Source organism: Nocardioides sp. Z21_20 (assembly GCF_059766585.1).
The window spans coordinates 26,809-47,741 of record NZ_JCBAJX010000008.1 but is presented as its reverse complement, the minus strand read 5'-3'; the positions used below and the strand labels follow the sequence as shown (position 1 = coordinate 47,741).

Here is a 20,933-nt window from a genome sequence, read left to right as displayed (position 1 = left end):
CCGAGGGCCCCGGCTTATGCCGGGGCCCTCGTTGCATCTCAAGTCGCGCCGCGGTCAGTTCGTTCGCCTGCATCTGGCGCGTCAGTGCCGTGGCTGGATCGTCGCGTTGGGGAGGACTGGTGCAGACAGGGGGTCGCCGTCGTACCCCCTGACCACGCCGAATCGCCCTGCTGGGTCGGCCCCTCCGATGACCTCGGACTGCCACTCCTGACGGAAGGTGACGATCTCGTCGTGGCTCCGGCCGACGAAGTTCCACCACATGACGATCTCCTCGCCCAGTGGCTCCCCGCCGATGAGCACCCCGCGTACGGCTGCGTCACCCGCGCGGATGACGAGCTCTTCGGATCCTGGAGGGACGTAGCACAGCTGGTGGACGCCGACCTCGACCCCGTTCAGCGCCGGCTCCCCGGCGTCGATGAGCAGACCGTGCTCGAAGGCAGGGTTCGCCGAGAGGCGGACCTCGCCGCCGGCAGGCAGGTCGATCTGTGCCGCTACGAGTGGACTGAACGTCGTCAGAGGGACCGACTGCCCGAGCAGCTCACCGAGGAAGACGCGCACTGTGGCGTCCCCGTGCGTGACCGGATGCGCCACGTGATGCTCGAACAGCGGTTCGGTCCATCGGTGGGCATCCGGCAGAGCGACCCACAGCTGCACGCCGTGCAGGCCTCGGGCGTCCTCGGTCGAGACCTCCGAGTGCTGGATGCCCCGCCCCGCGGTCATCAGGTTCACCTGGCCGGGAACGACGTAGGCCAGGCTGCCCAGGGAGTCGCGATGCTCGACCTGGCCTGCGTACAGCCAGCTGACGGTCTGCAGCCCGGTGTGCGGATGCGGACGGGTGTCCATGGTCCGCGCCGCGGATGCCGGTGTGGGACCGAAGGAGTCCGCGAAGCACCATGCGCCGATGAGGCTGCGCGCGCGTTGCGGCAGTGTGCGCCGGACCATCAACGCACGCTGACCTCCCAAGGGGACCTCACGCGGCTCGAGTACCTCAGGTCGATCAGCAAGGTGCGTCACGCTCACCTCTTCATCCGGGTGCTGCTCGAGGTTGCTCACGCGGCACCCCTGCCGAGTGCTTGCTGAAGGTCTTCGACGACGGTGACTCGGCCCCCATCTCCGGGCTCGGGATCTGGAACGAGCGCTTCAGGGTCGATGAGAAGGACATCGTGACCATCCAACGTGAGCCGTCGCGCAACCTCCAGCAACATGCGTCGTGCCACGTCATCGATCGAAAAGACCATGGTGAGATCCAGAGCCACTCCGACTTCGGGGGGTGCCGTGTCCAGGATCTCTCGCAGGATCCTCTCGGCTCCGGCAAAGCGAATCCCACCCTGCAGCTGGATGACCCGGATAGCGAGCGGGCCGCCGCCAGCCACGTGGTTGGAACGTACGACCGCGGGCGCAGACGCCGGTACCTCCATCACGTGCAGACCCATGTCGGAGGAGAAACGCTCGAACAACGACACCCCGCGAACGCTGTTCCCGTGCGCGTCCAGTCGGGGTGAGAACGTGGCGATCCCGAGCTGGCCAGGCAGCGCGCCGATCAGTCCGCCGGCCACCCCGCTCTTGGCCGGGATGCCGACCTGGGTCGCCCAGTCACCGGCCGAGTCGTACATCCCGCAGGTGGCCATGACGCTGAGCACCTGACGCACCACCCGTTCGCCGACCACCCGCTCGCCCGAGACGGGGTTCACGCCCCGGTTGGCCAACGTCGCGGCCATCATCGCCAGATCCCGCACGGTGACGAGCACGGAGCATTGACGGGTGTAGCCGTCGACGACGCCCCGCGGGTCCTCGGTGAGGATGTTGTAGCTGCGGAGCATGTGCGCGATGGCAAGGTTCCGATGGGCGTGCTCCATCTCGGAGGCGCATACTGCCTCGTCGATGCTCAGCCGGCGCCCCGCGAACGCGGACAGGCCGTCGACCACACGCTCCACGCGTCCTGTCGAATCGAGCCCCCGCGAGCCCGCCAGCGAGTGCGCGGTGATGGCGCCAGCGTTGATCATCGGGTTGAGGGGGCGTCCGCTCTCACGCTCGAGGGAGATCTGGTTGAACGCCTCTCCCGAGGGTTCCACCCCGACTTTGGCGAGCACGGGGCCGAAGCCGCGATCTGCCAGCGCCAGCGCGTAGGTGAACGGTTTGGAGATCGACTGGATCGTGAACTCGGTATCCATGTCGCCGGCGCCGTAGATCTTCCCGTCGAGGGTGGCAAAGACCGCACCGAGACGACCCGGATCGGCTGCCGCGAGCTCGGGGATGTAGCCCGCCGGCTCTCCGGAGACATCCAACTCGACATCTGCGAGTGCCTCGGTCAGATAGTCAGGAATGACTGATTGCATTGATCCGCCTCCTTCATGCTCGGCCTCGTGCCGCCCGTGTGACGAGTGCGATGTCCGCAGGGGTCGGCCGGCGGAACACGCCGCCTTGCGCGGTGAACTCACTTCCGTGCCGCTTCAGGTGTCGGGCGAACACCGGACATACCGGCACGACGGTGACCTTGCGGCGGAGGCTGTCCTCAAGCGCCTCGCGGACCAGGAGCCCCGCCAGGCCTCGCCCCGCGAACTCCTCGTCCACCTCGGTGTGGAAGAAGATCCGCTCCTGGCCTGTCCCAGGAGAATCGACGAAGTCGGCATGGCCAACGGTTGATCCATCGTCGAGGCTCACTGTGTACGAACTGATAGGGCTGCCGATCTCGAGCCTGACCTGCACGGTTGCACCGGACTTGTCCGTCAGCGTCTTGGTCATGTGGCGTCCTTCCCTTGTGGCAGGTTCACGCCGTACACCATCGGCACGTACTCACGATGCCGTCCGATCCAGCCCTTGATGAAGGGGCACAGCGGCATGACCTTGCGTCCGCCTGCCGCACGGACTTCGTCCAGCGCGAATCGGGCGATGGCCGAGCCGACACCCGTGCCCTCGAACCGTGGGTCGACGTCGGTGTGGGTGAAGACGATCAGCTCGTCGGTGAGGATGTACTCGGCGAAGCCGGCGGCTTCGCCACCGATGCTTGCTCGGTAGCGCAGGCGGGAGGGGTCATGGACAACCTGGATGTCTGTCATGTGTCGGTCCTTTCGGAGCCTCAATCGGTCGGCGATCAGCCGAGGAAGGAATGCAGCGCGGCGTTGACCTCGTCGGCGTGGGTCCAAAGCAAGCCGTGCGGCGCGCCTTCGATCTCGACGTACTCGGCGTCCGGGAGGAGCTTGCGAAAGCGGCGCGCTGTGGCGTCGATCGGCAGGATGTTGTCGGCCGTCCCGTGCAGGATCAGAGCGGGCTTGCCGCTGGCGCGGACCGCCGCGACGTCGTCGCGGAAGTCCTCGATCCAGCTCGGGACGACCTCGTACGCCGCAACGGGGGCGCTGGTGGCGGCGGTGTTCCAGTTCGCCCGGACGACGTCCTCGCTGATCCGCGACCCGAGGGTCTCGTCGAGGTTGTAGAAGTCCCGGTAGAACTGGGTGAACCAGGCGTAGCGGTCGGTCCTTGCCGCGGCCTCGATGCCGTCGAAGACGTCCTGCGGCAGGCCTTCGGGGTTGTCGTCGCGCTGTACCAGGAACGGCTCGAGCGAGGCGAGGAACGCCAGCTTCGCGACCCGCTCGTGGCCGTACCGCGAGACGTAGCGGGCGAGTTCGCCCGTGCCCATCGAGAAGCCGACGAGGACGACCTCGCGCAGGTCGAGGGTCTCCAGCACGGTGGACAGGTCGGCGGCGAAGGTGTCGTAGTCGTAGCCGGACCCGACCTTCGAGGACTGGCCGAAGCCACGACGGTCGTAGGTGATCACGCGGTACCCGGTGGCGAGCAGCGCGCGCGTCTGGCGCTCCCAGCTGTGCCCGTCCAAGGGATACCCGTGGATCAGGACCACGGGCTGTCCTGAGCCCTGATCCTCGTAGTAGAGCTCGATGGGGGCGCTGTTCTCGTTCCCGACGGTGATGAATGCCATGACGTGGTTCCTCTCCTCGTTGTCCTGTCTCGTGGGTGCCGGTCAGCAGCCCAGCTCGGCCAAGCCGGCGGGGTCGCCCAGCGCGAGTGCGACGCGCGCGTCGTCGTCGAAGGCGCTCGCCAGGGCGCCGTGAGGGATGTGGACGGTGTCCTTCGCCGCAGCCAGGAGCGCCTTCCTGAACGAGCGCGCGTCCCGGAACCGGTCCTCCGGCTCCTTGGCGAGAGCCTTCGCGAGGACGGCGTCCAGCGCCGCAACGGCGGTGCCGAGCCGTGCGGGCTGCTCGTGGACGTGCTGGTAGGCGACGGAGATGGGGTCGTCCGCGACGAACGGCGGTCGGCCAGTCAGGAGCTCGTAGAGCACGCAGCCTGCGGAGTAGAGGTCGCTGCGGGCGTCCAGGGTCTGACCGCGCGCCTGCTCGGGAGAAACGTAGGCCGGAGTTCCGAGGAACGCCTGCGCCTGGGTCAGGGTCGCGGCGGGGTCTCCACCGGCACGCGAGATCCCGAAGTCCACGACCTGGAGCGTCTCGTTCAGCGTGGGCCGGCGCATCCTGAGGAGGTCCCGCAGCGACCGCCCCGCGACGTACTCCATCACGATGACCGGGACCTCGACCTTGCCTGCCGAGCCTGCGTCGACCTCCTCGTGCCCGGTGTCGTAGACGGCGACGATGGCGGGATGGCGCAGACCCGCCACGGTCATCGCCTCACGCTGGAAGCGGGACCGGAACATGGGGTCTCGCGCCAGGTCCTGGCGGAGCACCTTGATGGCGACCGGACGGCCCGAGTGGAGGTCGCGACCGCGATGGACGTCGGCCGTGGCGCCCCACCCGATGACCTCACCCACCTCGTACCGACCGTCGACGACCCGGTCCGTGCTCATCGGCGCGGCTCCCAGCGGAAGAGTCGACCAGCCAGGGCGACGGCGACGACGACCCAGCCCAGGGTGGGGACCAGGAGGGGCAGCGAGTCTGCGACGGGTACGCCGCCGTCCCAGGCGTTGACGACCAGCTCGGTGGCCGAGCCGCCGGGAAGAAGCCGCTTGAGGTAGGCGAGGTCCTCGGTGCCGGTGATCCCCACCCAGCTGGCCACGGCGATCACCGCCAAGCTCACCGGCAGGGTGGTCACCTGGGCGTGCTCGGGTGAGGTCGTGACCCCCGCGGTGGCCAGCGCCAGAGCCCCCATCATGGCCGTCGTGGCCAGGATCGCCACGGCCAGCAGTGGGACATCGGCGGGGCCGGTGACCACCACACCGAGAACGGCCAGGATCGCGACCACCTGGACGAGCGCGACGACGGTGATCGGGAGGACCAGCCCGGTGAGGATGCTGGGGTCGCTGGCAGCGGTGGAGCGCAACCGCTTGAGGAAGAGGTCCTGCCGGCGTGCGGCCAACGTGGTCACCGCGGTGGTGTAGAGGCCGAAGGCCATCACGGTGACCATCACGATCGCAGCGACGAAGCCGAGGCTGCCGAGGTCGGAGTACACCTCGTGCTGGTAGACGAAGTAGCCGCCGACGGCCACCGGGATGACCAGGCCGGTGACCAGGACCAACCGGTTCCGGAACATCTGAACCAGCTCACTGCGAGCGATCTCGAACATGGCGGTACTTCCCTTCATGGTGGTGCGCGTGGTCCCGGACAGGTCGTGGGCTCAGTCGGCGTCGAGGGTGCGGAAGACGTCGTCTAGGCGGGTGGGGCCGGCCGCCAGGTCCACCAGCTCCACCCCGGTGTCGTGCGCCCAGCCCAACAACCGGTACAGGTCCTGCTGCAGGCTGAACGTCTCGACGTGGAAGGCGCCGTTGAGCGCACCGACGATCGGTGGCTCGGGGGCGCCGGGTGACAGCGCGAAGCTGATCACCGACGGCAGGGTCTGCGTCAGCTCCGCGACCGTGCCCTCCTGCCGCAGCGTGCCCTCGTGCATGAGCCCGATGCGGTCGGCCCGCTGCTGGGCCTCCTCCAGGTAGTGGGTGGTGAGGACGACCGTGGAACCCTCGTCGCGCAACCGGTCCACGGCGGCCCAGAGGGCGTCGCGGGACTGGATGTCCAGCCCGGTGGTCGGCTCGTCGAGGACGACCAGCTCGGGCCCGCCGTAGACGGCCGTGGCGAAGTCCAGGCGCCGCTTCTCGCCGCCGGACAGCTGGGAGACCCGGGTGCTCGCCTTGCGGGTCAGGCCCGAGACGCCGAGCACCCGGTCGACGTCGTCCTGCCTCCCACTCAAGGCGCCGATCAGGCCCACCGACTCCCGCACCGTCAGGTCCGGGGAGAAGCCGCTCTCCTGCAGCATGATGCCCACCCGCGGCCGCACGGAGCGCCGGTCCTGCGGACTCTCACCGAAGATCCGCACCGTGCCGGACGCGGCCCGGCGATGACCTTCGACCACCTCCAACGTGGACGTCTTGCCGGCTCCGTTCGTGCCCAGCAACGCGTAGAGCTCGCCGCGCTGGACGTGGAAGGACAGGTCACGGACGGCCGCGAAGGCACCGTAGGTGACGTTCAGACGTTCGACGTCGATGACGGAAGAGGCGGACATGGTGGTTCCTCTCATGCTCCACGAGCCGGATCCGGCTGATCCGGTCCGTGCGGGCTGGTGCTGCCCCACCAGACTCGCGCTACGCGGGGTGCCTTCGCGTCGGTGGAATCCCCGATGTCTCGCCGCTCATCGCGTCGCCGCGGCGGGCCGGATCTGGCAGGCTGGGCTTCGCAACGGTGAAATCCACCTATCCGTGCCGCCCAGAGGAGAGCGAAGTTGACACACCTCCTGGGCCGTCGCGCGGAGCGCGAGATCGTCGAACAGCTGCTCACGCAGGCACAGGCCGGGCGCAGCGGTGCGCTGGTGGTGCGCGGGGAAGCGGGCATCGGCAAGACCGCACTGGTGGAGCAGGCCCGCGACGCCGCCGCAACGTCGGGGTTCCTGGTGGAGTCCTCGGTGGGGGTGGAGGCGGAGATGCAGTTCCCGTTCGCGGGTCTGCACCAGCTGTGCGATCCCCTGCTGGACCGGCTCGGAGCGCTGCCCGACCCCCAGCAGGATGCCTTGGGGGTGGCGTTCGGACTGCGCGCCGGTCCCGCGCCGGACCGCTTCCTGGTGGGATTGGCGACCCTCCACCTCCTGGCCGAGGTCGCCGAGGAGGCACCGCTGCTGTGTCTCTTCGACGATGCGCAGTGGCTGGACGAGGCGTCCGCACAGGTCCTGGCATTCGTGGCGCGGCGGGTATCGGCCGAGCGGGTGGCGCTGCTGTTCGCGCTGCGCGACTCCGGCGCAGGCGAGGACCACCCGTTCGCCGGGTTGCCCGAGCTACGTCTGGAGGGGCTCGGTGCGACCGACGCGCGCGCACTGCTGGTCGCCGCCGTCCGCACACCACTCGACGCCGCCGTGCGCGACCGGATCGTCGCGGAGGCGCGGGGCAACCCTCTGGCCCTGCTGGAGCTGCCCCACAGCACGCGGGCCGCACACCTGGCCGGCGGCTTCGAGCTGCCCGGTGTGCTGAGCGTGCCCCGCCGCATCGAGGACGGCTTCCGACGCCGTTCGGCCAGCCTCCCGGCAGAGACCCGGCTGCTGCTGCTGGTCGCCGCCGCCGACCCGACCGGCGATGCGGCCCTGCTGTGGCGCGCGGCCACCCACCTGGGCATCTCCCGCGAGGCGGCCGCACTCGCGGAGGCCAGCAGGCTGCTGGAGATCGACACCCGGGTGCGGTTCCGTCATCCGCTGGTCCGTTCGGCGGTCTACCAGGCGGCCACACCGCCGGACCAGCGTCGCGCCCATGATGCGCTGGCGGTGGCGACCGACGCCCAGGCCGACCCCGACCGGCGTGCCTGGCATCGGGGGCAGGCGGTGCTGGGCACCGACGAGGAGGCCGCCGCCGAACTGGAAGGCTCGGCAGGCCGGGCCCGCGCTCGCGGCGGGGTAGCAGCCTCCGCCGCGTTCCTGCAACGAGCGGCCGAGCTGACGCCGAAGCCAGAAGTCCGTGCACGACGAGCCCTGGACGCCGCTCAGACCCTGCACGAGGCGGGAGCGTCCGAGGCCGCCCTGGAGTTGCTGAGCGTCACGGCGGCTCAGCCGCTGGACGACCTGCGATGCGCCCGGCTGCAGCTGCTCCGGGCCAAGATCGCCTTCCACCTCACGCGCGGGAGCGAGGTGCCCGATCTGATGCTGGAGGCTGCCGCAACGCTCGCCCCGCTGGACGCGTCGCTGTCCCGTGACACCTACCTGGACGCCATCGACGCGGCGCTCATCATCGATGGACGCGACACGGCCCGTGTTGCGGCAGCTGCCCTGACGGCTCCCGAAGCCACCAAGCCACCACGGCCTTCGGACCGGCTCATGGACGGTCTCGTGACGACGTTCACCGCGGGGTACACGGCGGGGACGCCAGCACTCAGACTCGCATTGCAGGCGTTCTGCGACGAGGCGCACACTGCCCGGGCACTCGAGGCCCGCAGCGACCGCTGGCTGTGGCTGGCCGGTCGCTGCGCCGTCGGGATCCTTGATGACGAGCTTGCCCACGCTCTGGCGAGCCGTCACGTGAAACTGGCTCGCGAGACCGGCGCCTTGGCCACCCTGCCCGCTGCCCTCAGCTCGTTGGCGAACGTCTTGGTCTTGGCCGGCGAGCTCACTCGCGCCGGCGAGCTGGCCGCCGAGTCCACGGCGATCGCGGAGGCCACCGGCGGAGTGCCGCTGCGGCACACCCTCGTCGCGCTCACCGCGTGGCGCGGCGATCATGCAGCCGCTTCCCACCTGAACGAGGCAATCATCCGGAGTGCCGCCGACCCCGATAGCGACACTGAGGTCGCCGTGGCCCAGTACGCGATGGCCGTGCTGCACAACGGTGTGGGCAACTACGCTCGAGCGCACACGGCGGCGAGGCGGGCATGTGAGTCCGGTGAGCTGGGGCTCATCAACATCGGCCAGCCGGAGCTCATCGAGGCGAGCATGCGTGCCGGTCACCCCGACATCGCGGCGAGTGCCCTGGAGCAATTCAACTCACGCGCGCTCGCCTGCAACACGTCCTGGGCGCTCGGCCTCGCGGCCCGATCCCGCGCGCTGACCAGCGCGGGGCCCATCGCCGAGGACAACTATCGTGAGGCGATCGAACGGCTGAGCCGGTCCCGGATGACCGGCCAGACTGCCCGCGCACACCTCGTGTACGGCGAGTGGCTGCGCCGTGAGGGCCGTCGCCAGGACGCCCGGGAACAGCTGCGCACCGCCCACCAGCAGCTGTCGGACATGGGGATGGAGGCGTTCGCCGAGCGCGCCGCCCGCGAGCTGCGCGCCACCGGTGAGCATCCCCGCAAGCGGACCGCCCAGCCGGCCGATGCCCTCACCGACCAGGAGCTGCACATCGCGCGGCTGGTGGCCACCGGCGCGACCTCCCGGGAGGTCGCTGCGCAGCTCTTCCTCAGCCCCCGCACGATCGAGGCCCACCTCCGCAGCATCTTCCGCAAGCTGGGCATCACCTCCCGCCGGCAGCTCAGGGAGCTGGCGCTTCCCTGACCCGACAGTGCGGGACTCTCAGTCGCCCCAGCGCAGGTGATAGGCCACGAGCGGCTGCATCGCCGTCAACAGATCACCACCGCGTGGGGTGAGCCGGTAGCGCACCGAGACCGGCGTCGTCGCGATCACCTCGCGCTCGACGAGGCCATGTGCCTCCAGCTCGCGCAGTCGGGCGGTGAGCAGGCGTGCGGAGAGTCCGTCGACGGCCGCTTCGATCTCCCCGAACCGTGACGCGCCGCGGCCGAGCGCGAGCATGATCGCGCCGGTCCAGCGGCGGCCGATGAACTCCAGACCCACCGTGGCCTCCCGGCAGGTGGCGTCGTCGATCCGGTGCTGGCGGTCGGGCGTCGAGCTCCTCCTAGTCACTTACCCATAGTAACCTACTTACCACCAGTTGAGCCGCGTCGTCGCGCGGCGCATGCTGGTGGCATGCCCGACTATGGTCACCCCCTTCGCTTCGGATCCTTCATCACTCCGACAGCCGCCTCGCCTCAACGACCGGTGGACCTCGCGCTCCTCAGCGAGGAGCTCGGCTACGACCTTGCGACGTTCCAGGACCACCCCTACCAGCCGTCGTTCCTCGACACCTGGACGCTGATGTCGTACGCCGCCGCACGCACCGAGCGGATCCACCTCGCCGGCAACGTGCACAACCTGCCGTTGCGCCCGCCCGCCGTGCTGGCAAAGTCGGTGGCCAGTCTCGACCTCCTCTCCGGCGGCCGCGTCGCGCTGGGGCTGGGCGCCGGTGGCTTCTGGGACGCGATCGAGGCGTACGGCGGAACCCGCCTGACGCCCGGCGAGGCGGTGGACGCGTTGGCCGAGGCGATCACGATCATCCGCGGCATCTGGGACACCGCCGACCGGTCGGTCCTCGCCGTCGAGGGCGCCCACCACCGGGTCCGCGGCGCCAAGCGTGGTCCGGCGCCCGCGCACGACGTGCCGATCTGGCTCGGTGCCCTCAAGCCGCGGATGCTGCGCCTGATCGGCCGCGCGGCGGACGGCTGGCTGCCCTCGATGCCGTACCTCCAGCCCGGGGATCTCGAGCGCGGCATGCGCGTGATCGACGAGGCTGCCCGTGAGGCCGGCCGGGACCCCGCCGAGGTCGTGCGGCTGCTCAACATCGCTCCCGAGACCGACGCCGACGAGCTGGTGCGCCTCGCTGTCGAGGACGGCGTCAGCACTTTCATCGTGATGGGCGACGACGAGGGCGGGCTGCGTCGCTTCGCCGCACTGACCGACGAGGTGCGCGACCGGGTCGCCGAGGCCCGCGCCGGCTCCGGGGTGCGCGAGCGCGCCCGGGTCCGCGGCTCCTCTGCCCTGGCGAGGCGCCTCCCCGGCATCGGCTACGACGACCTGCCGTCCGGGCTGGCCGAGCGCGCGGTCGAGCCCGGCGACCCGGCTTACGCGCGCTACACCTCGAGCTACCTGCGTGGCGGCGCCCCCGGTCTCGTGCTCCGGCCGCGGACCGTCGCCGAGGTACAGGCCGCGGTCGCGGTCGCCCGTGAGCACCGCGAGCTCCCGCTCGGCGTCCTCAGCGCCGGGCACGGCATCTCCGGCCGCTCCCTCAACCACGGCGGGCTCGTCATCGACGTCAGCGCCCTCGACAGCGTCGAGGTGCTCGACCCCGACACGGGCCACGTCCGGCTCGGCCCCGGCGCCCGGTGGGCCGACGTGGCCCGCACGCTCGCGGCGTACGGGCTCGCGATCAGCAGCGGCGACTACGGAGGCGTGGGCGTCGGTGGGCTCGCGACCGCCGGTGGGATCGGCTGGTTCGCGCGCAGCCACGGCCTGACCATCGACCACCTGAGGGCGGTCGAGCTGGTCCTGGCCGACGGCCGGGTCGTGCGCACCGACGCCGATCAGGAGCCCGACCTCTTCTGGGGCGTGCGCGGCGCCGGGGCCAACTTCGGCATCGCCACCTCCTTCGAGCTCACCGCAGCCCGGGTCGGCACGATCGCCTTCGCCCAGCTCGCCTTCGACGCCAGCGACACCGCGGCCTTCCTGGAGCGGTGGGGGCGCGAGGTCGAGTCCGCGGACCGCAGCGTCACCGGCCAGGTCATCCTCGGTGCTCGCCGGGGCGGGCGGCGGATCGCCCAGGCGATGCTGGTCGTCGACTCCGACGACCCCGACACCGTCATCGAGCGCCTGCAGCCGATCGCCGAGATCGCGCCCCTGGTGCAGCAGCAGGTCGCGCTCACGACCTACGACCAGGTGATGGGCCTGTTCGGCAGCGACGCGCCGCAGCAGGGCCGCGGCGAGCCGCACACCCACTCCGGCCTGGCCGACCACCTCTCCCCCGGACTCGCGGCCGAGATCGCGGACCTACTCGACGCCGGCACGTCGTACTTCTTCTCGATCCGCGCGGTCGGCGGCGCGGTCGCCGACGTACCGAGCGGCGCCACGGCGTACGCCGGGCGCAGCGCCGCGTTCTCGCTCTCCGGGTTCGGCGCCAGCCCCGCGTTCGACGCCGCCTGGGAGCGGCTGGTCCCGCACCTGTCGGGGAGCTACCTCAGCTTCGAGACCGGCACCGGAGCGCAGTGGCTGGAGCGCGCCTTCCCGCCCGCCCACCTCGCCCGGCTGCGCGAGCTGAAGCGCCGCTACGACCCCACCGGCCTGTTCCGCGACAACTTCTTCATCGACCCGACGGCCGCCGCAGTGGAGGGCCCGGCCGCCTGAGCAGCCGACCTCCTCGTCAGGCTCGGTCCAGGACCGAGGCCGGGAGGTCGATGCCTGGGATCAGTTCGACCAGCAGGTCGCGGACCCGTGCGTCGAGGTCGGCGATGATGACCCGCACGGTGTCCTCGTCCTGACCACCCGGGTCGGCGATCGGCCAGTCGACGTACCTCACGCCGGGGACGTAGGGACACTCCTCGCCGCAGCCGAGGGTGATCGCCATGGTGCTGGTCGCGATGGTGTCGCGGGTCAGGAGCTTCGGTTCTTCGGCGGAGGTGTCCAGGCCGAGCTTCTCGAGCACCTCGGCGACCTCGGCGTGGATGTGCTCGCCGGGCTGGGTGCCGGCGGAGAGGGCACGGACGCGGCCGCCGGCGTAGTGCTCGGCGAGGACTCGGCCGATGACTGAGCGGCCGCCGTTGCGCACGCAGGCGAACACGACCTGCGGGACATCGGCGGAAGGGTCGGTGCCGGTCATCGTGGCGCTCCTGGGGAGTCGGTCGCAGAGGCGGGAGTCGGTGCCGGTGCGCGCTCGGGGAAGAACTTGCGTGCCCACAGGCTGACGTAGACGAGACCGACGAGGACGGGGACCTCGATGAGTGGGCCGACGACGCCGGCCAGTGCTTGACCGGACGCGACACCGAAGACACCGATGGCCACGGCGATGGCGAGCTCGAAGTTGTTGCCGGCGGCGGTGAAGGAGACCGCGGTCGCGCGCTGGTAGTCGAACCCGAGGACCTTGGTGAGCAGCATGGAGCCGCCCCACATGAGGGCGAAGTAGACCAGCAGCGGCACGGCGATGCGGACGACGTCGAGGGGCTGGTGGGTGATGGTGTCGCCCTGGAGCGCGAAGAGCAGGACGATGGTGAACAGCAGCCCGTAGAGCGCCAGGGGCCCGATGCGGGGCAGCAGGGTGGTCTCGTACCAGTCGCGGCCCTTGGCGCGTTCGCCGAGGGTGCGGGTGAGGAAGCCGGCGGCCAGCGGGATGCCGAGGAAGACCAGTACCGACTTGGCGATGCTCCACATGGAGACGTCGAGGTCGGTCTCGTCCAGGCCGAGCCAGCCGGGGAGGACCTGGAGGTAGAAGTAGCCGAGGACGGCGAAGGCCAGGATCTGGAAGACCGCGTTGAGCGCGACCAGGATCGCGGCGGCTTCGCGGTCTCCGCAGGCGAGGTCGTTCCAGATGAGCACCATCGCGATACAGCGGGCGAGCCCGACGATGATCAGGCCGGTGCGGTACTCGGGCAGGTCCGGCAGCAGCAGCCACGCGAGCGCGAACATCAGCGCCGGCCCGAGGACCCAGTTCAGGACGATCGAGGTCGCCAGGAGCCGGCGGTCGCCGGTGACGTGGCCGAGCTCGTCGTAGCGGACCTTGGCGAGGACCGGGTACATCATCACCAGCAGGCCGATGGCGATGGGCAGGGAGACCGAGCCGATCTCCACCTTCGCGAGGGCGTCGTCGAGCCCGTCGACGAGCCGGCCCAGCAGGAGCCCGGCGACCATGGCCACCCCGATCCAGGCCGGGAGGAACCGGTCCAGGGTCGACAGGCGCTGGAGTACGGCGTTCTCGGCGCCGGCCGAAGGCGTTTCGCGGACGGTGTCGCTCATGCCGACGCTCCGGCGGGCTCGGCGCGGGTCGCGGTGGCGCCCGTGGTGTTTCCCGTGGCGAACAGGGCGCCGAGCGCGCTCATCGCCTCAGGGCGGGCGATGTAGTAGACCCAGGTGCCGCGCTTCTCGCGGTTCAGGAGCCCTGCCTCGTGGAGGACCTTGAGGTGATGGCTGATCGTGGGCTGGGACAGCTCGAAGTGCGGCAGCAGGTCGCACACGCAGGCCTCGCCACCCTCGTGGGAGAGCACCAGCGACAGCAGCCGCAGTCGGGCGGGGTCGGCGATGGCCTTGAGCATCGAGACGACGCCGGCCGCCTGCTCGGCATTGATGGGCTCGCGGGCCAGGGGGACGCAACACGCCAGACCGTCGGCCGTGAGCGGTCCGCACTCGTTCTGCGAAGACATCGACATGCGTCAATGTTGACATACGTCGATACCGGGACGCCACATTGGCCGCCATCGATAGCGATAGCGCCGGCGCGGCTGCCACGAAGGTCGGTTACCCGCAGGAGTTGCCGGAGCCGCTGCCGAGGGTGATCAGCTGCGGCTCGGCGGCAGCCGGGGCGCAGCACCCGCTCGCAGGGGCAGAGGCGTCCGCGAGGTCTTCGGGGTCGCCAAACGCGCCGGCGCCGTTGCACACGCCCGTCTCGGGCAGGACCAGGTCCACTCGGTCGGCGGACTCGAGGTCTCCATCGAGGGCTGCGACCACGGAGCGGACCTGCTCGTAGCCGGTCATGGCCAGGAACGACGGAGCGCGACCGTAGGACTTCATCCCGACCAGGAAGAGGCCCTGTTCAGGCTGGGCGAGCTCGCGGTGGCCGTGCGGAGCGACGTCGCCACAGCTGTGGTGGTCGGGGTGGATCTGGTCGGCGAGCACGCGTGCGGCCCCCAGGGCAGGGTCGAGGTCGAGGCGGACCTCGGAGAGGAACCCGAAGTCGGGGCGGAACCCGGTGACGACGATGACCTCGTCGACGTCGGACACCGTCTGGCCGTTGAGGGAGGAGATGCTCAGGCGCCCGTCGGACTGGACCGCCACCGACTCGGTGCGGAACTGCGTGACAGTCGTGACCAGTCCCCCGGTCGCGGCGGCCTTGGCGTCCTGGCCGAGCCTGCCGCGCTGCTCGAGCTGGTCGTTGTCGCCACCGCCGAACGCGTCACCCACGGACGGGCGGCGCAGCAGCCAGGACACCCGGGTGTCTGCCCCACCCTCGGACGTCGCCAGCTTGGCCAGGCCCACGAGGACGCCCTGAGCGGAGGCGCCCTTGCCGGCGACGGCGACGTGCTTGCCGGCGTAGCGGGCAGCCACGGCCGGGTCGGAGAGGTCGGGGATGCCGTAGCTGATGCGGTCGGCGTGCTCGCTCTCGCCGAGGGCGGGGTAGCCGTCGGCGCCGAGCGGGTTCGGTCGGCTCCAGGTGCCGGAGGCGTCCACGACCGCACCGGCCAGCAGCCGCTGGTGACCCTGAGGGGTCTCCACGTGGACGGCGAACGGGTCGTCCCCGCGGCCGGAGTCGACCATCAGGTCCCGGCCGGCGCGGGCGACGCCGACGACGCGGGACCCGTAGCGGATCCGCCCCTCGCCCGTGGCGGCCAACAGGTCGGCGAGCGGCTGCAGGTAGGCGCTGCGCCACTCGCCTCCCGTGGGGTAGGCGGAGTCGTCGGGGGCCGTCCAGGTGCCGGCCGCCTCGAGCAGGCGTCGCGCGGCCGGGTCGACCAGCTCGGACCAGGAGGAGAACAGCCGCACGTGCGCCCACTCGCCCACGGCCGCCCCCGCATGCGGTCCAGCCTCCAGGACCACGAAGTCCATTCCCCGCTCGGCGGCGTTGGCGGCGGCCGCCAACCCGATGGGGCCGGCGCCGACGATGACCACGGGGTGCTGCAAGACCTTCTCCTCTGACTCTTCGGAAGTATCGAGACGTGTCGATGCGAGAAATGTATCGACCGGCGACGATGAAAGCAAGGTAGTCTGAGGACATGCCGTCCTCACCGGCCGTCGCGCCCACGCCCCAAGCCCCCCAGTCCGCTCCGAGCCTGGGTCAGCAGGAGGCCGAGGGCTACGCCGAGTGGTTCGCCGTGCTGGCCGACCCCACGCGGGTCCGCCTGCTCCACACGGTGTCCACGTCATCGACCGGGGCCATGCGTATCGGCGACCTCGCGGCGGCTCTCGGAGTCAGCCAGTCCACGTGCTCGCACCACGTCGAGCTGTTGAAGAGGGTCGGCTTCGTCGCGGTCGACAAGGTCGGCCGGGCGAGCATGGTCTCGGTCAACACCGCCTGCTGCACGGGCCTGCCGCACGCGGCCGACGTGATCATGGGGACCCTGTCCTCCCCGCCCTGCTGTCCCGAGGACCTGCCCGCCGACGTCACCACCCGTCTGGTGACCGACGACGACATGGCGGCGGTCCTCGCCATCTACGACGAGGGCCTGGCCACGCGCGACGCCACCTTCGAGACGACACTGCCCACCGCCCAGCAGTTGCGCGACCGTTGGCTTCCCGGCCTGGCGTGGGTCGCCGAGCTCGACGGGCAGGTGGTCGGCTGGAGCGCCATCACCCCCGTGTCGGGCCGGTCGTGCTACGCGGGCGTCGGCGAGAGCTCGGTGTACGTCGCTGCCGCGGCCCGCGGTCGCGGCGTCGGCAAGTCGCTGCTGTACACCCAGGTCATGGAGGCCGATCGGGCCGGTCTGTGGACGCTGCAGACCTCCGTCTTCCCCGAGAACCGCGCCAGCCTCGCGCTGCACCACTCCGCCGGCTACCGCACCCTGGCCGTACGCACCCGCATCGCCCAGCTCGACGGTGTCTGGCGCGACACCGTCCTGCTCGAACGTCGAAGCGACGTCAACTGAGCACCTTGCGCCCTCGGCGACGACCTCACCCGGGCTGGCGGCTCGGGTTCACCTGGCTGCGGGCACCGGGTCCAGCGTCGCGGTTCCGGGCCGGCACCGACGCAGGCGCTTGACGGTGAGGATCGCGCCACGCAGGGCGCCGTGGGTGTGGAGAGCGTCCAGGGAGTAGCGCGAGCAGGTGGGCGTCATCGGGCAGCAGGGAGGACGGTTCGCCGAGACGTAGAGCTGGTAGGCGCGCACCCGGCGCCACAGCAGGGAGGCGAACCAGCCCTGAGGCCCGCCGGCGACTGCGGGCATCGGACGCAGCATCATGAGCGCCACGGAGAACAGGCCGATCATGCAGGGGCCTCCCAGGTCGACGCTGCAACAGTCGCTCAGGTCGCAGTTGTCGCGCTTGCGCTTGGCGTTCCGGTTGTGGCGGCGGTGGGGGTGGTTCACGTCGGCGTTCTCCTTGGTCGGGCCGGGTGCTCTCGAGCGCGGCCAGCATGCCAGGTGTCTGCCGCTGCCGTGACGACTTCGGCGAAGGACGCACACAGAAGCCGCCGCGCGACCTTCGGGTCGCGCGGCGGCGCTTGTCATGTGTCTGCTGGGGCGTCCCAGCCCTAGAGGATCAGCGAGCCGAACAGGAAGCCCAGACCGACCGCGATGGAGATGTTGATGGCTCCCGGCAGCAGGAACGGGTGGTCGAAGACGTACTTGCCGATCTGCGTGGTGCCGGTGTCGTCCATCTCGACCGCCGCGAGCAGCGTGGGATAGGTGGGGAGGACGAACAGGGCCGAGACTGCCGGGAAGGCAGCGACCGCCGCGAAGGGCGCGACCCCGATGAGCAGGGCCGTGGGCATCAGAGCCTGCGTCGTCGCGGCCTGCGAGTAGAGCAGGGCGGAGGCGAAGAACAGGACCACGGCCAGCATCCACGGCTGGTTGCTGAGCAGGTCACCGGAGAACTCGGTGATCTCCTCGACGTGGGCGCTGACGAAGGTCGTGCCCAGCCAGGCCACTCCCAGCACACACATGCTCGCGCTCATACCGGACTTGAACGTCGAGGCGGAGAGGATGTCGGGGGTGGGTACGTCGCAGAGGATGACGATCGCCGCCGCGATGGACAGCATGAACGTGATGATCGCGGCGTCGCGCGGCATCACCGGGTCGGTGATCAGACCGACGTTCTCACTGATGGCCGTGGCGTAGGCCATCACGCTCACCAGGCCGATCAGGAAGATCACGACCGAGAGCCGGGCCCGGGGCCGGATCACGCGTGCGGTCGACGGGGCCGCCGTCACGGTGCCGCCCGCCATCCGGTGCTCGTCCCCGGACTGCGAGCCCAGCTCCGTGGTGCCGCGCGCCTTGTCGACGGCCACCATCTCGGCGGCCGCCATCCGGCGCTGGTACTCGGGGTGCGAGGCCAGGTCCGTGGTGCCGCGCGCCTTGTCGATGGCCATCATGATGGCCGCGGTCGCGATGCAGGCCAGGAAGGTCGAGGGGATCGCCACCGCGAGCAGCTCCAGGTAGTCCACTCCCCCCGGCTCGAGCAGGTCGGCGAAGATCACCACGGCGGCCGAGACCGGTGACGCGGTGATGGCGATCTGGGAGGCGACCACGGCGACCGACAGCGGCCGCGACGGCCGGATGTTGTTCTCCTTGGCCAGCTCGACGATCACCGGCATGGTCGAGAAGGCCGTGTGCCCGGTGCCGGCCATGAAGGTCATCAGGTAGGTGATCACCGGGGCCAGGAAGTTGAGGTGCTTCGGGTTCTTGCGCAGGATGCGGTCGGCCAGGTCCACGAGGTAGTCCATGCCCCCGGCCACCTGCATCGTGGCCACGGCGGCGATGACGCTCATGATGATGGACACGACGCCCAGCGGCAGCTCCCCCGGTGTGACGCCGAGGATCGCCAGCACGAGTACGCCGAGTCCCCCGGCGAAGCCGATCGCAATACCACCGAGGCGGGCTCCCAGGAAGATCGCGCCCAGGACCACCAACAGTTCGACGATGATCACGTCATCACACCCTTAGCGGAAGATCGTTCATTCCGGCCGCGGCGAAGATTTTCCCGCGGTACTGCGGTCGCATCAAGTTCTCCGGGGCGAGGTGGACGTCCAACTCAGCCTCGGTGAGCAGCCCCATCTCGAGGACCACCTCGCGCACGCTCTTGCCGGTGCGCGCGCACTCCCGGCCCACGCGGTCACCGTTGTCGTGGCCGATCACGGGATTGAGGAACGTGACGATGCCGATGGAGCTCATCACGTGCTCGCGGCAGACCTCCGGGTTCGCCGTGATCCCGTCGACGCACCGGACGCGGAGGTTCTGGCAGGCGTTGGTCAGCAGGCTGACCGACTCGAAGAGTGCCTGGGCGATGACCGGCTCCATCACGTTGAGCTGGAGCTGGCCCGCACCGGCGGCCATCGCGACCGTCACGTCGTTGCCGATCACCTTGAAGCAGACCTGGTTCACAACCTCGGGGATCACCGGGTTCACCTTGGCCGGCATGATCGACGAGCCGGCCTGGAGCTCGGGGAGGTTGATCTCGTTGAAGCCCGCGCGCGGACCCGAGGAGAGCAGTCGCAGGTCGTTGCACAACGTGCCGAGCTTGACCGCCAGGTGCTTGATGGCCGCGTGCATGGACACGTAGGGGCCGGTGTCGGACGTCGCCTCGATCAGGTCCTCGGCCGACACCAGCGGCAGCCCGGTGACCTGCGCGAGCTTGTCCGCGGCACAGCGCGCATAGCCCTCCGGGGTGTTCAGCCCCGTCCCGATGGCGGTGCCGCCCAGGTTGATCTCCATGAGCAGCTCGCCGGCGCGGGAGAGGCGCTTGATCTCGTGGCGCATCAAGGCACCCAGCGCGGTGAACTCCTGGCCCAGGGTCATCGGCACGGCGTCCTGGAGCTGGGTGCGGCCCATCTTCAGGACGTTCCTGAACTCCTCGGCCTTCGCGTCGAACGCGTCGGCCAGGGCGGCCACCTCGTCCATCAGACCGTCCACGACGCTGAGCACGGCCAGGTGCAGGCCGGTGGGGTAGGCGTCGTTGGTGGACTGGCACTGGTTCACGTGCTCGTTGGGGTGGATGACGTCGTAGCGCCCCTTCGGCAGGCCGAGGTGCTCGAGCGCCAGGTTGGCCACCACCTCGTTGGTGTTCATGTTGATCGAGGTCCCCGCGCCGCCCTGGAACACGTCAACCGGGAACTGGTCCATGCAGCGGCCCTCGACGAGGATCGCGTCGCAACCGGCGATGATGGCGTCCGCCACGTCCGCCGGGATCGTGGCGAGGTCCTTGTTCGCCAGGGCCGAGGCCTTCTTCACCTTGACCATCCCCCGGATCATCTCGGGGAAGTCGTTGATGGTGGCCGAACTGATCTGGAAGTTCTCGACGGCACGGACGGTATGGATGCCGTAGTAGGTCTCGGCAGGTACCTCCCGTTCTCCCAGCAGATCAAGTTCGATGCGGGTAGATGCCACGTTGCGGCGCTCTTTTCTTGGGGTTGCAATGTCGGTTGTCCACGGCCTCGCTGCGTGCTAGCGGGGTCCCCCGACTCCGTCGATTCACTTGACCACGCCCCACCCCTGCGCAGAGGGGCCGGAAGTCCCTGCCGACCGGGCACCCCGTCATCGGTACGGCTCCTGCGAGTGAAATCGGTCGCCGGGGCGTAGCCTCAGCAGGTGATCCAAGAGAGCCTTATCGAGGCGACCCGCCGCCTCTCCACGGTCCTGAGCCCGGGCGACCTTGACGAGACCCTGCATCGCGTCACCGCGGCCGCAGTCGAGGTCCTGCCCGACGTCGCCTACAGCAGCATCACTATCAAGCATGCCGACGGGCGGCTCGAGACGGTGGCGCCCAGCCACGACCTCCTGTGCGAGCTGGACGCCGCGCAGTACGAGCTGCAAGAGGGCCCCTGCTACGAGGCAGCCGTGGAGAGCGTCCACGTGGCCGCGCCGGACCTGGGTGCCGATGAGCGCTTCCCACGCTACGGCCGGATCGCGCAGGCCCATGGCATCCGGGCACAGATGGGACTGCGGCTGTTCGAGAGCTCACGTTCCCAGGGGGCCCTCAATCTCTACTCCCCGCGGGTGGGCGCCTTCGCCGATCTCAACACCCTGCGCGAGCTGTTCGCGCACCACTCGGCCACTGCGATCTCCTACGCCCAGGAGGTCGACGACCTCCGCTCCGCCCTGCGCTCGCGCGAGACCATCGGGCAGGCGGTCGGCATCGTCATGGAGCGCTACCAACTCAACGAGCAGCGGGCCTTCGCCTTCCTGTCACGACTCTCCCAGGCCCGCAACGTCAAGCTGCGGGCGATCGCCCAGGAGGTTGTGGACGCCACCATCGAGGGCTGAGCCCCCGAACGTGACGCAGGGCTGCCGTCCGCCTCACGAGGCTCGCCACCGACTCTGGCCAACAGCCGGTCGGCG

20 protein-coding genes are annotated in these 20,933 nt (G+C 70.2%); 4 read left to right on the top strand and 16 right to left on the bottom strand.

The features are described from left to right. Window positions 1-81: 81 nt before the first annotated feature. Genes AC6EH9_RS13540 through AC6EH9_RS13505 form a run of 8 tightly spaced genes read right to left on the bottom strand, consistent with a single transcriptional unit; the run spans window position 82 to window position 6,453 of the window. On the bottom strand, window positions 82-1,053 hold the full coding sequence (locus AC6EH9_RS13540) for a pirin family protein (RefSeq protein ID WP_498423862.1): 972 nt from the start codon (window positions 1,051-1,053) through the stop codon (window positions 82-84). Beyond that, window positions 1,050-2,336 carry a glutaminase gene (locus tag AC6EH9_RS13535; protein ID WP_498423861.1) on the bottom strand — a complete coding sequence of 429 codons (1,287 nt, stop codon included), beginning with the start codon at window positions 2,334-2,336 and terminating at the stop codon, window positions 1,050-1,052. The genes AC6EH9_RS13540 and AC6EH9_RS13535 overlap by 4 nt, the downstream gene beginning before the upstream one ends. A 13-nt stretch (window positions 2,337-2,349) precedes the next feature. After that, window positions 2,350-2,742, bottom strand: coding sequence for a GNAT family N-acetyltransferase (locus AC6EH9_RS13530; RefSeq protein ID WP_498423859.1), 393 nt, complete (start codon window positions 2,740-2,742; stop codon window positions 2,350-2,352). Continuing rightward, window positions 2,739-3,056: a GNAT family N-acetyltransferase gene (locus tag AC6EH9_RS13525; protein WP_498423857.1), complete on the bottom strand. Its 318-nt coding sequence runs from the start codon at window positions 3,054-3,056 to the stop codon at window positions 2,739-2,741. Before AC6EH9_RS13525 ends, AC6EH9_RS13530 begins: the two co-directional genes overlap by 4 nt. Window positions 3,057-3,091: 35 nt before the next feature. Continuing rightward, window positions 3,092-3,931: an alpha/beta fold hydrolase gene (locus tag AC6EH9_RS13520; RefSeq protein WP_498423854.1), complete on the bottom strand. Its 840-nt coding sequence runs from the start codon at window positions 3,929-3,931 to the stop codon at window positions 3,092-3,094. 42 nt (window positions 3,932-3,973) lie between these two features. Next, on the bottom strand, window positions 3,974-4,807 hold the full coding sequence (locus AC6EH9_RS13515; RefSeq protein ID WP_498423852.1) for a protein kinase domain-containing protein: 834 nt from the start codon (window positions 4,805-4,807) through the stop codon (window positions 3,974-3,976). Next, window positions 4,804-5,523: an ABC transporter permease gene (locus AC6EH9_RS13510; RefSeq protein WP_498423850.1), complete on the bottom strand. Its 720-nt coding sequence runs from the start codon at window positions 5,521-5,523 to the stop codon at window positions 4,804-4,806. Before AC6EH9_RS13510 ends, AC6EH9_RS13515 begins: the two co-directional genes overlap by 4 nt. A 51-nt stretch (window positions 5,524-5,574) precedes the next feature. Then, entirely contained in the window at window positions 5,575-6,453 is an 879-nt protein-coding gene (locus AC6EH9_RS13505) for an ABC transporter ATP-binding protein (RefSeq protein WP_498423848.1), read from the bottom strand. Window positions 6,454-6,669: 216 nt separating this feature from the next. Between AC6EH9_RS13505 and AC6EH9_RS13500 the strand changes: the two genes are divergently transcribed. Next, a complete protein-coding gene (locus AC6EH9_RS13500) occupies window positions 6,670-9,411 on the top strand; it encodes an ATP-binding protein (protein ID WP_498423847.1) in 2,742 nt (913 codons plus the stop codon). A gap of 18 nt (window positions 9,412-9,429) precedes the next feature. On the opposite strand, the gene AC6EH9_RS13495 is transcribed toward AC6EH9_RS13500, so the two are convergent. Beyond that, window positions 9,430-9,777: a winged helix-turn-helix transcriptional regulator gene (locus tag AC6EH9_RS13495; protein WP_498423845.1), complete on the bottom strand. Its 348-nt coding sequence runs from the start codon at window positions 9,775-9,777 to the stop codon at window positions 9,430-9,432. 63 nt (window positions 9,778-9,840) lie between these two features. Here AC6EH9_RS13495 and AC6EH9_RS13490 point away from each other — a divergent pair, with 63 nt between their 5' ends. Then, a complete protein-coding gene (locus AC6EH9_RS13490) occupies window positions 9,841-12,087 on the top strand; it encodes an LLM class flavin-dependent oxidoreductase (protein ID WP_498423843.1) in 2,247 nt (748 codons plus the stop codon). 16 nt (window positions 12,088-12,103) lie between these two features. Here AC6EH9_RS13490 and AC6EH9_RS13485 read toward each other — a convergent pair whose 3' ends face one another. From AC6EH9_RS13485 to AC6EH9_RS13470, 4 genes are all read right to left on the bottom strand, one after another. Continuing rightward, window positions 12,104-12,559: an arsenate-mycothiol transferase ArsC gene (locus tag AC6EH9_RS13485; RefSeq protein ID WP_498423841.1), complete on the bottom strand. Its 456-nt coding sequence runs from the start codon at window positions 12,557-12,559 to the stop codon at window positions 12,104-12,106. After that, on the bottom strand, window positions 12,556-13,689 hold the full coding sequence (gene arsB, locus AC6EH9_RS13480) for an ACR3 family arsenite efflux transporter (RefSeq protein WP_498423839.1): 1,134 nt from the start codon (window positions 13,687-13,689) through the stop codon (window positions 12,556-12,558). Before arsB ends, AC6EH9_RS13485 begins: the two co-directional genes overlap by 4 nt. After that, window positions 13,686-14,099, bottom strand: coding sequence for a metalloregulator ArsR/SmtB family transcription factor (locus tag AC6EH9_RS13475; protein WP_498423838.1), 414 nt, complete (start codon window positions 14,097-14,099; stop codon window positions 13,686-13,688). Before AC6EH9_RS13475 ends, arsB begins: the two co-directional genes overlap by 4 nt. An 88-nt stretch (window positions 14,100-14,187) precedes the next feature. Further along, on the bottom strand, window positions 14,188-15,567 hold the full coding sequence (locus AC6EH9_RS13470) for an NAD(P)-binding domain-containing protein (RefSeq protein ID WP_498423837.1): 1,380 nt from the start codon (window positions 15,565-15,567) through the stop codon (window positions 14,188-14,190). A gap of 92 nt (window positions 15,568-15,659) precedes the next feature. On the opposite strand from AC6EH9_RS13470, the gene AC6EH9_RS13465 reads away from it, so the two are divergent. Continuing rightward, window positions 15,660-16,529: a helix-turn-helix domain-containing GNAT family N-acetyltransferase gene (locus AC6EH9_RS13465; RefSeq protein WP_498423836.1), complete on the top strand. Its 870-nt coding sequence runs from the start codon at window positions 15,660-15,662 to the stop codon at window positions 16,527-16,529. Between the two features lie 48 nt (window positions 16,530-16,577). Here AC6EH9_RS13465 and yidD read toward each other — a convergent pair whose 3' ends face one another. The 3 genes from yidD to aspA all read right to left on the bottom strand — a co-directional run bounded on the left by yidD (window position 16,578) and on the right by aspA (window position 19,982). Further along, entirely contained in the window at window positions 16,578-16,967 is a 390-nt protein-coding gene (gene yidD / locus AC6EH9_RS13460) for a membrane protein insertion efficiency factor YidD (protein WP_498423835.1), read from the bottom strand. 164 nt (window positions 16,968-17,131) lie between these two features. Beyond that, on the bottom strand, window positions 17,132-18,526 hold the full coding sequence (locus AC6EH9_RS13455; protein ID WP_498423834.1) for an anaerobic C4-dicarboxylate transporter: 1,395 nt from the start codon (window positions 18,524-18,526) through the stop codon (window positions 17,132-17,134). Between the two features lie 4 nt (window positions 18,527-18,530). After that, window positions 18,531-19,982: an aspartate ammonia-lyase gene (gene aspA, locus AC6EH9_RS13450; protein WP_498423832.1), complete on the bottom strand. Its 1,452-nt coding sequence runs from the start codon at window positions 19,980-19,982 to the stop codon at window positions 18,531-18,533. A gap of 201 nt (window positions 19,983-20,183) precedes the next feature. Between aspA and AC6EH9_RS13445 the strand changes: the two genes are divergently transcribed. After that, on the top strand, window positions 20,184-20,858 hold the full coding sequence (locus AC6EH9_RS13445) for a GAF and ANTAR domain-containing protein (RefSeq protein WP_498423831.1): 675 nt from the start codon (window positions 20,184-20,186) through the stop codon (window positions 20,856-20,858). The last annotated feature ends 75 nt before the right edge of the window (window positions 20,859-20,933 follow it).

Coding starts and splice junctions, on each gene's coding strand:
- AC6EH9_RS13535 (WP_498423861.1), bottom strand. CDS start 2,336: ATGCAATCAGTCATTCCTGACTATCTGACCGAGGCACTCGCAGATGTC.
- AC6EH9_RS13530 (WP_498423859.1), bottom strand. CDS start 2,742: ATGACCAAGACGCTGACGGACAAGTCCGGTGCAACCGTGCAGGTCAGG.
- AC6EH9_RS13525 (WP_498423857.1), bottom strand. CDS start 3,056: ATGACAGACATCCAGGTTGTCCATGACCCCTCCCGCCTGCGCTACCGA.
- AC6EH9_RS13520 (WP_498423854.1), bottom strand. CDS start 3,931: ATGGCATTCATCACCGTCGGGAACGAGAACAGCGCCCCCATCGAGCTC.
- AC6EH9_RS13515 (WP_498423852.1), bottom strand. CDS start 4,807: ATGAGCACGGACCGGGTCGTCGACGGTCGGTACGAGGTGGGTGAGGTC.
- AC6EH9_RS13510 (WP_498423850.1), bottom strand. CDS start 5,523: ATGTTCGAGATCGCTCGCAGTGAGCTGGTTCAGATGTTCCGGAACCGG.
- AC6EH9_RS13505 (WP_498423848.1), bottom strand. CDS start 6,453: ATGTCCGCCTCTTCCGTCATCGACGTCGAACGTCTGAACGTCACCTAC.
- AC6EH9_RS13490 (WP_498423843.1), top strand. CDS start 9,841: ATGCCCGACTATGGTCACCCCCTTCGCTTCGGATCCTTCATCACTCCG.
- AC6EH9_RS13485 (WP_498423841.1), bottom strand. CDS start 12,559: ATGACCGGCACCGACCCTTCCGCCGATGTCCCGCAGGTCGTGTTCGCC.
- arsB (WP_498423839.1), bottom strand. CDS start 13,689: ATGAGCGACACCGTCCGCGAAACGCCTTCGGCCGGCGCCGAGAACGCC.
- AC6EH9_RS13475 (WP_498423838.1), bottom strand. CDS start 14,099: ATGTCGATGTCTTCGCAGAACGAGTGCGGACCGCTCACGGCCGACGGT.
- AC6EH9_RS13465 (WP_498423836.1), top strand. CDS start 15,660: ATGCCGTCCTCACCGGCCGTCGCGCCCACGCCCCAAGCCCCCCAGTCC.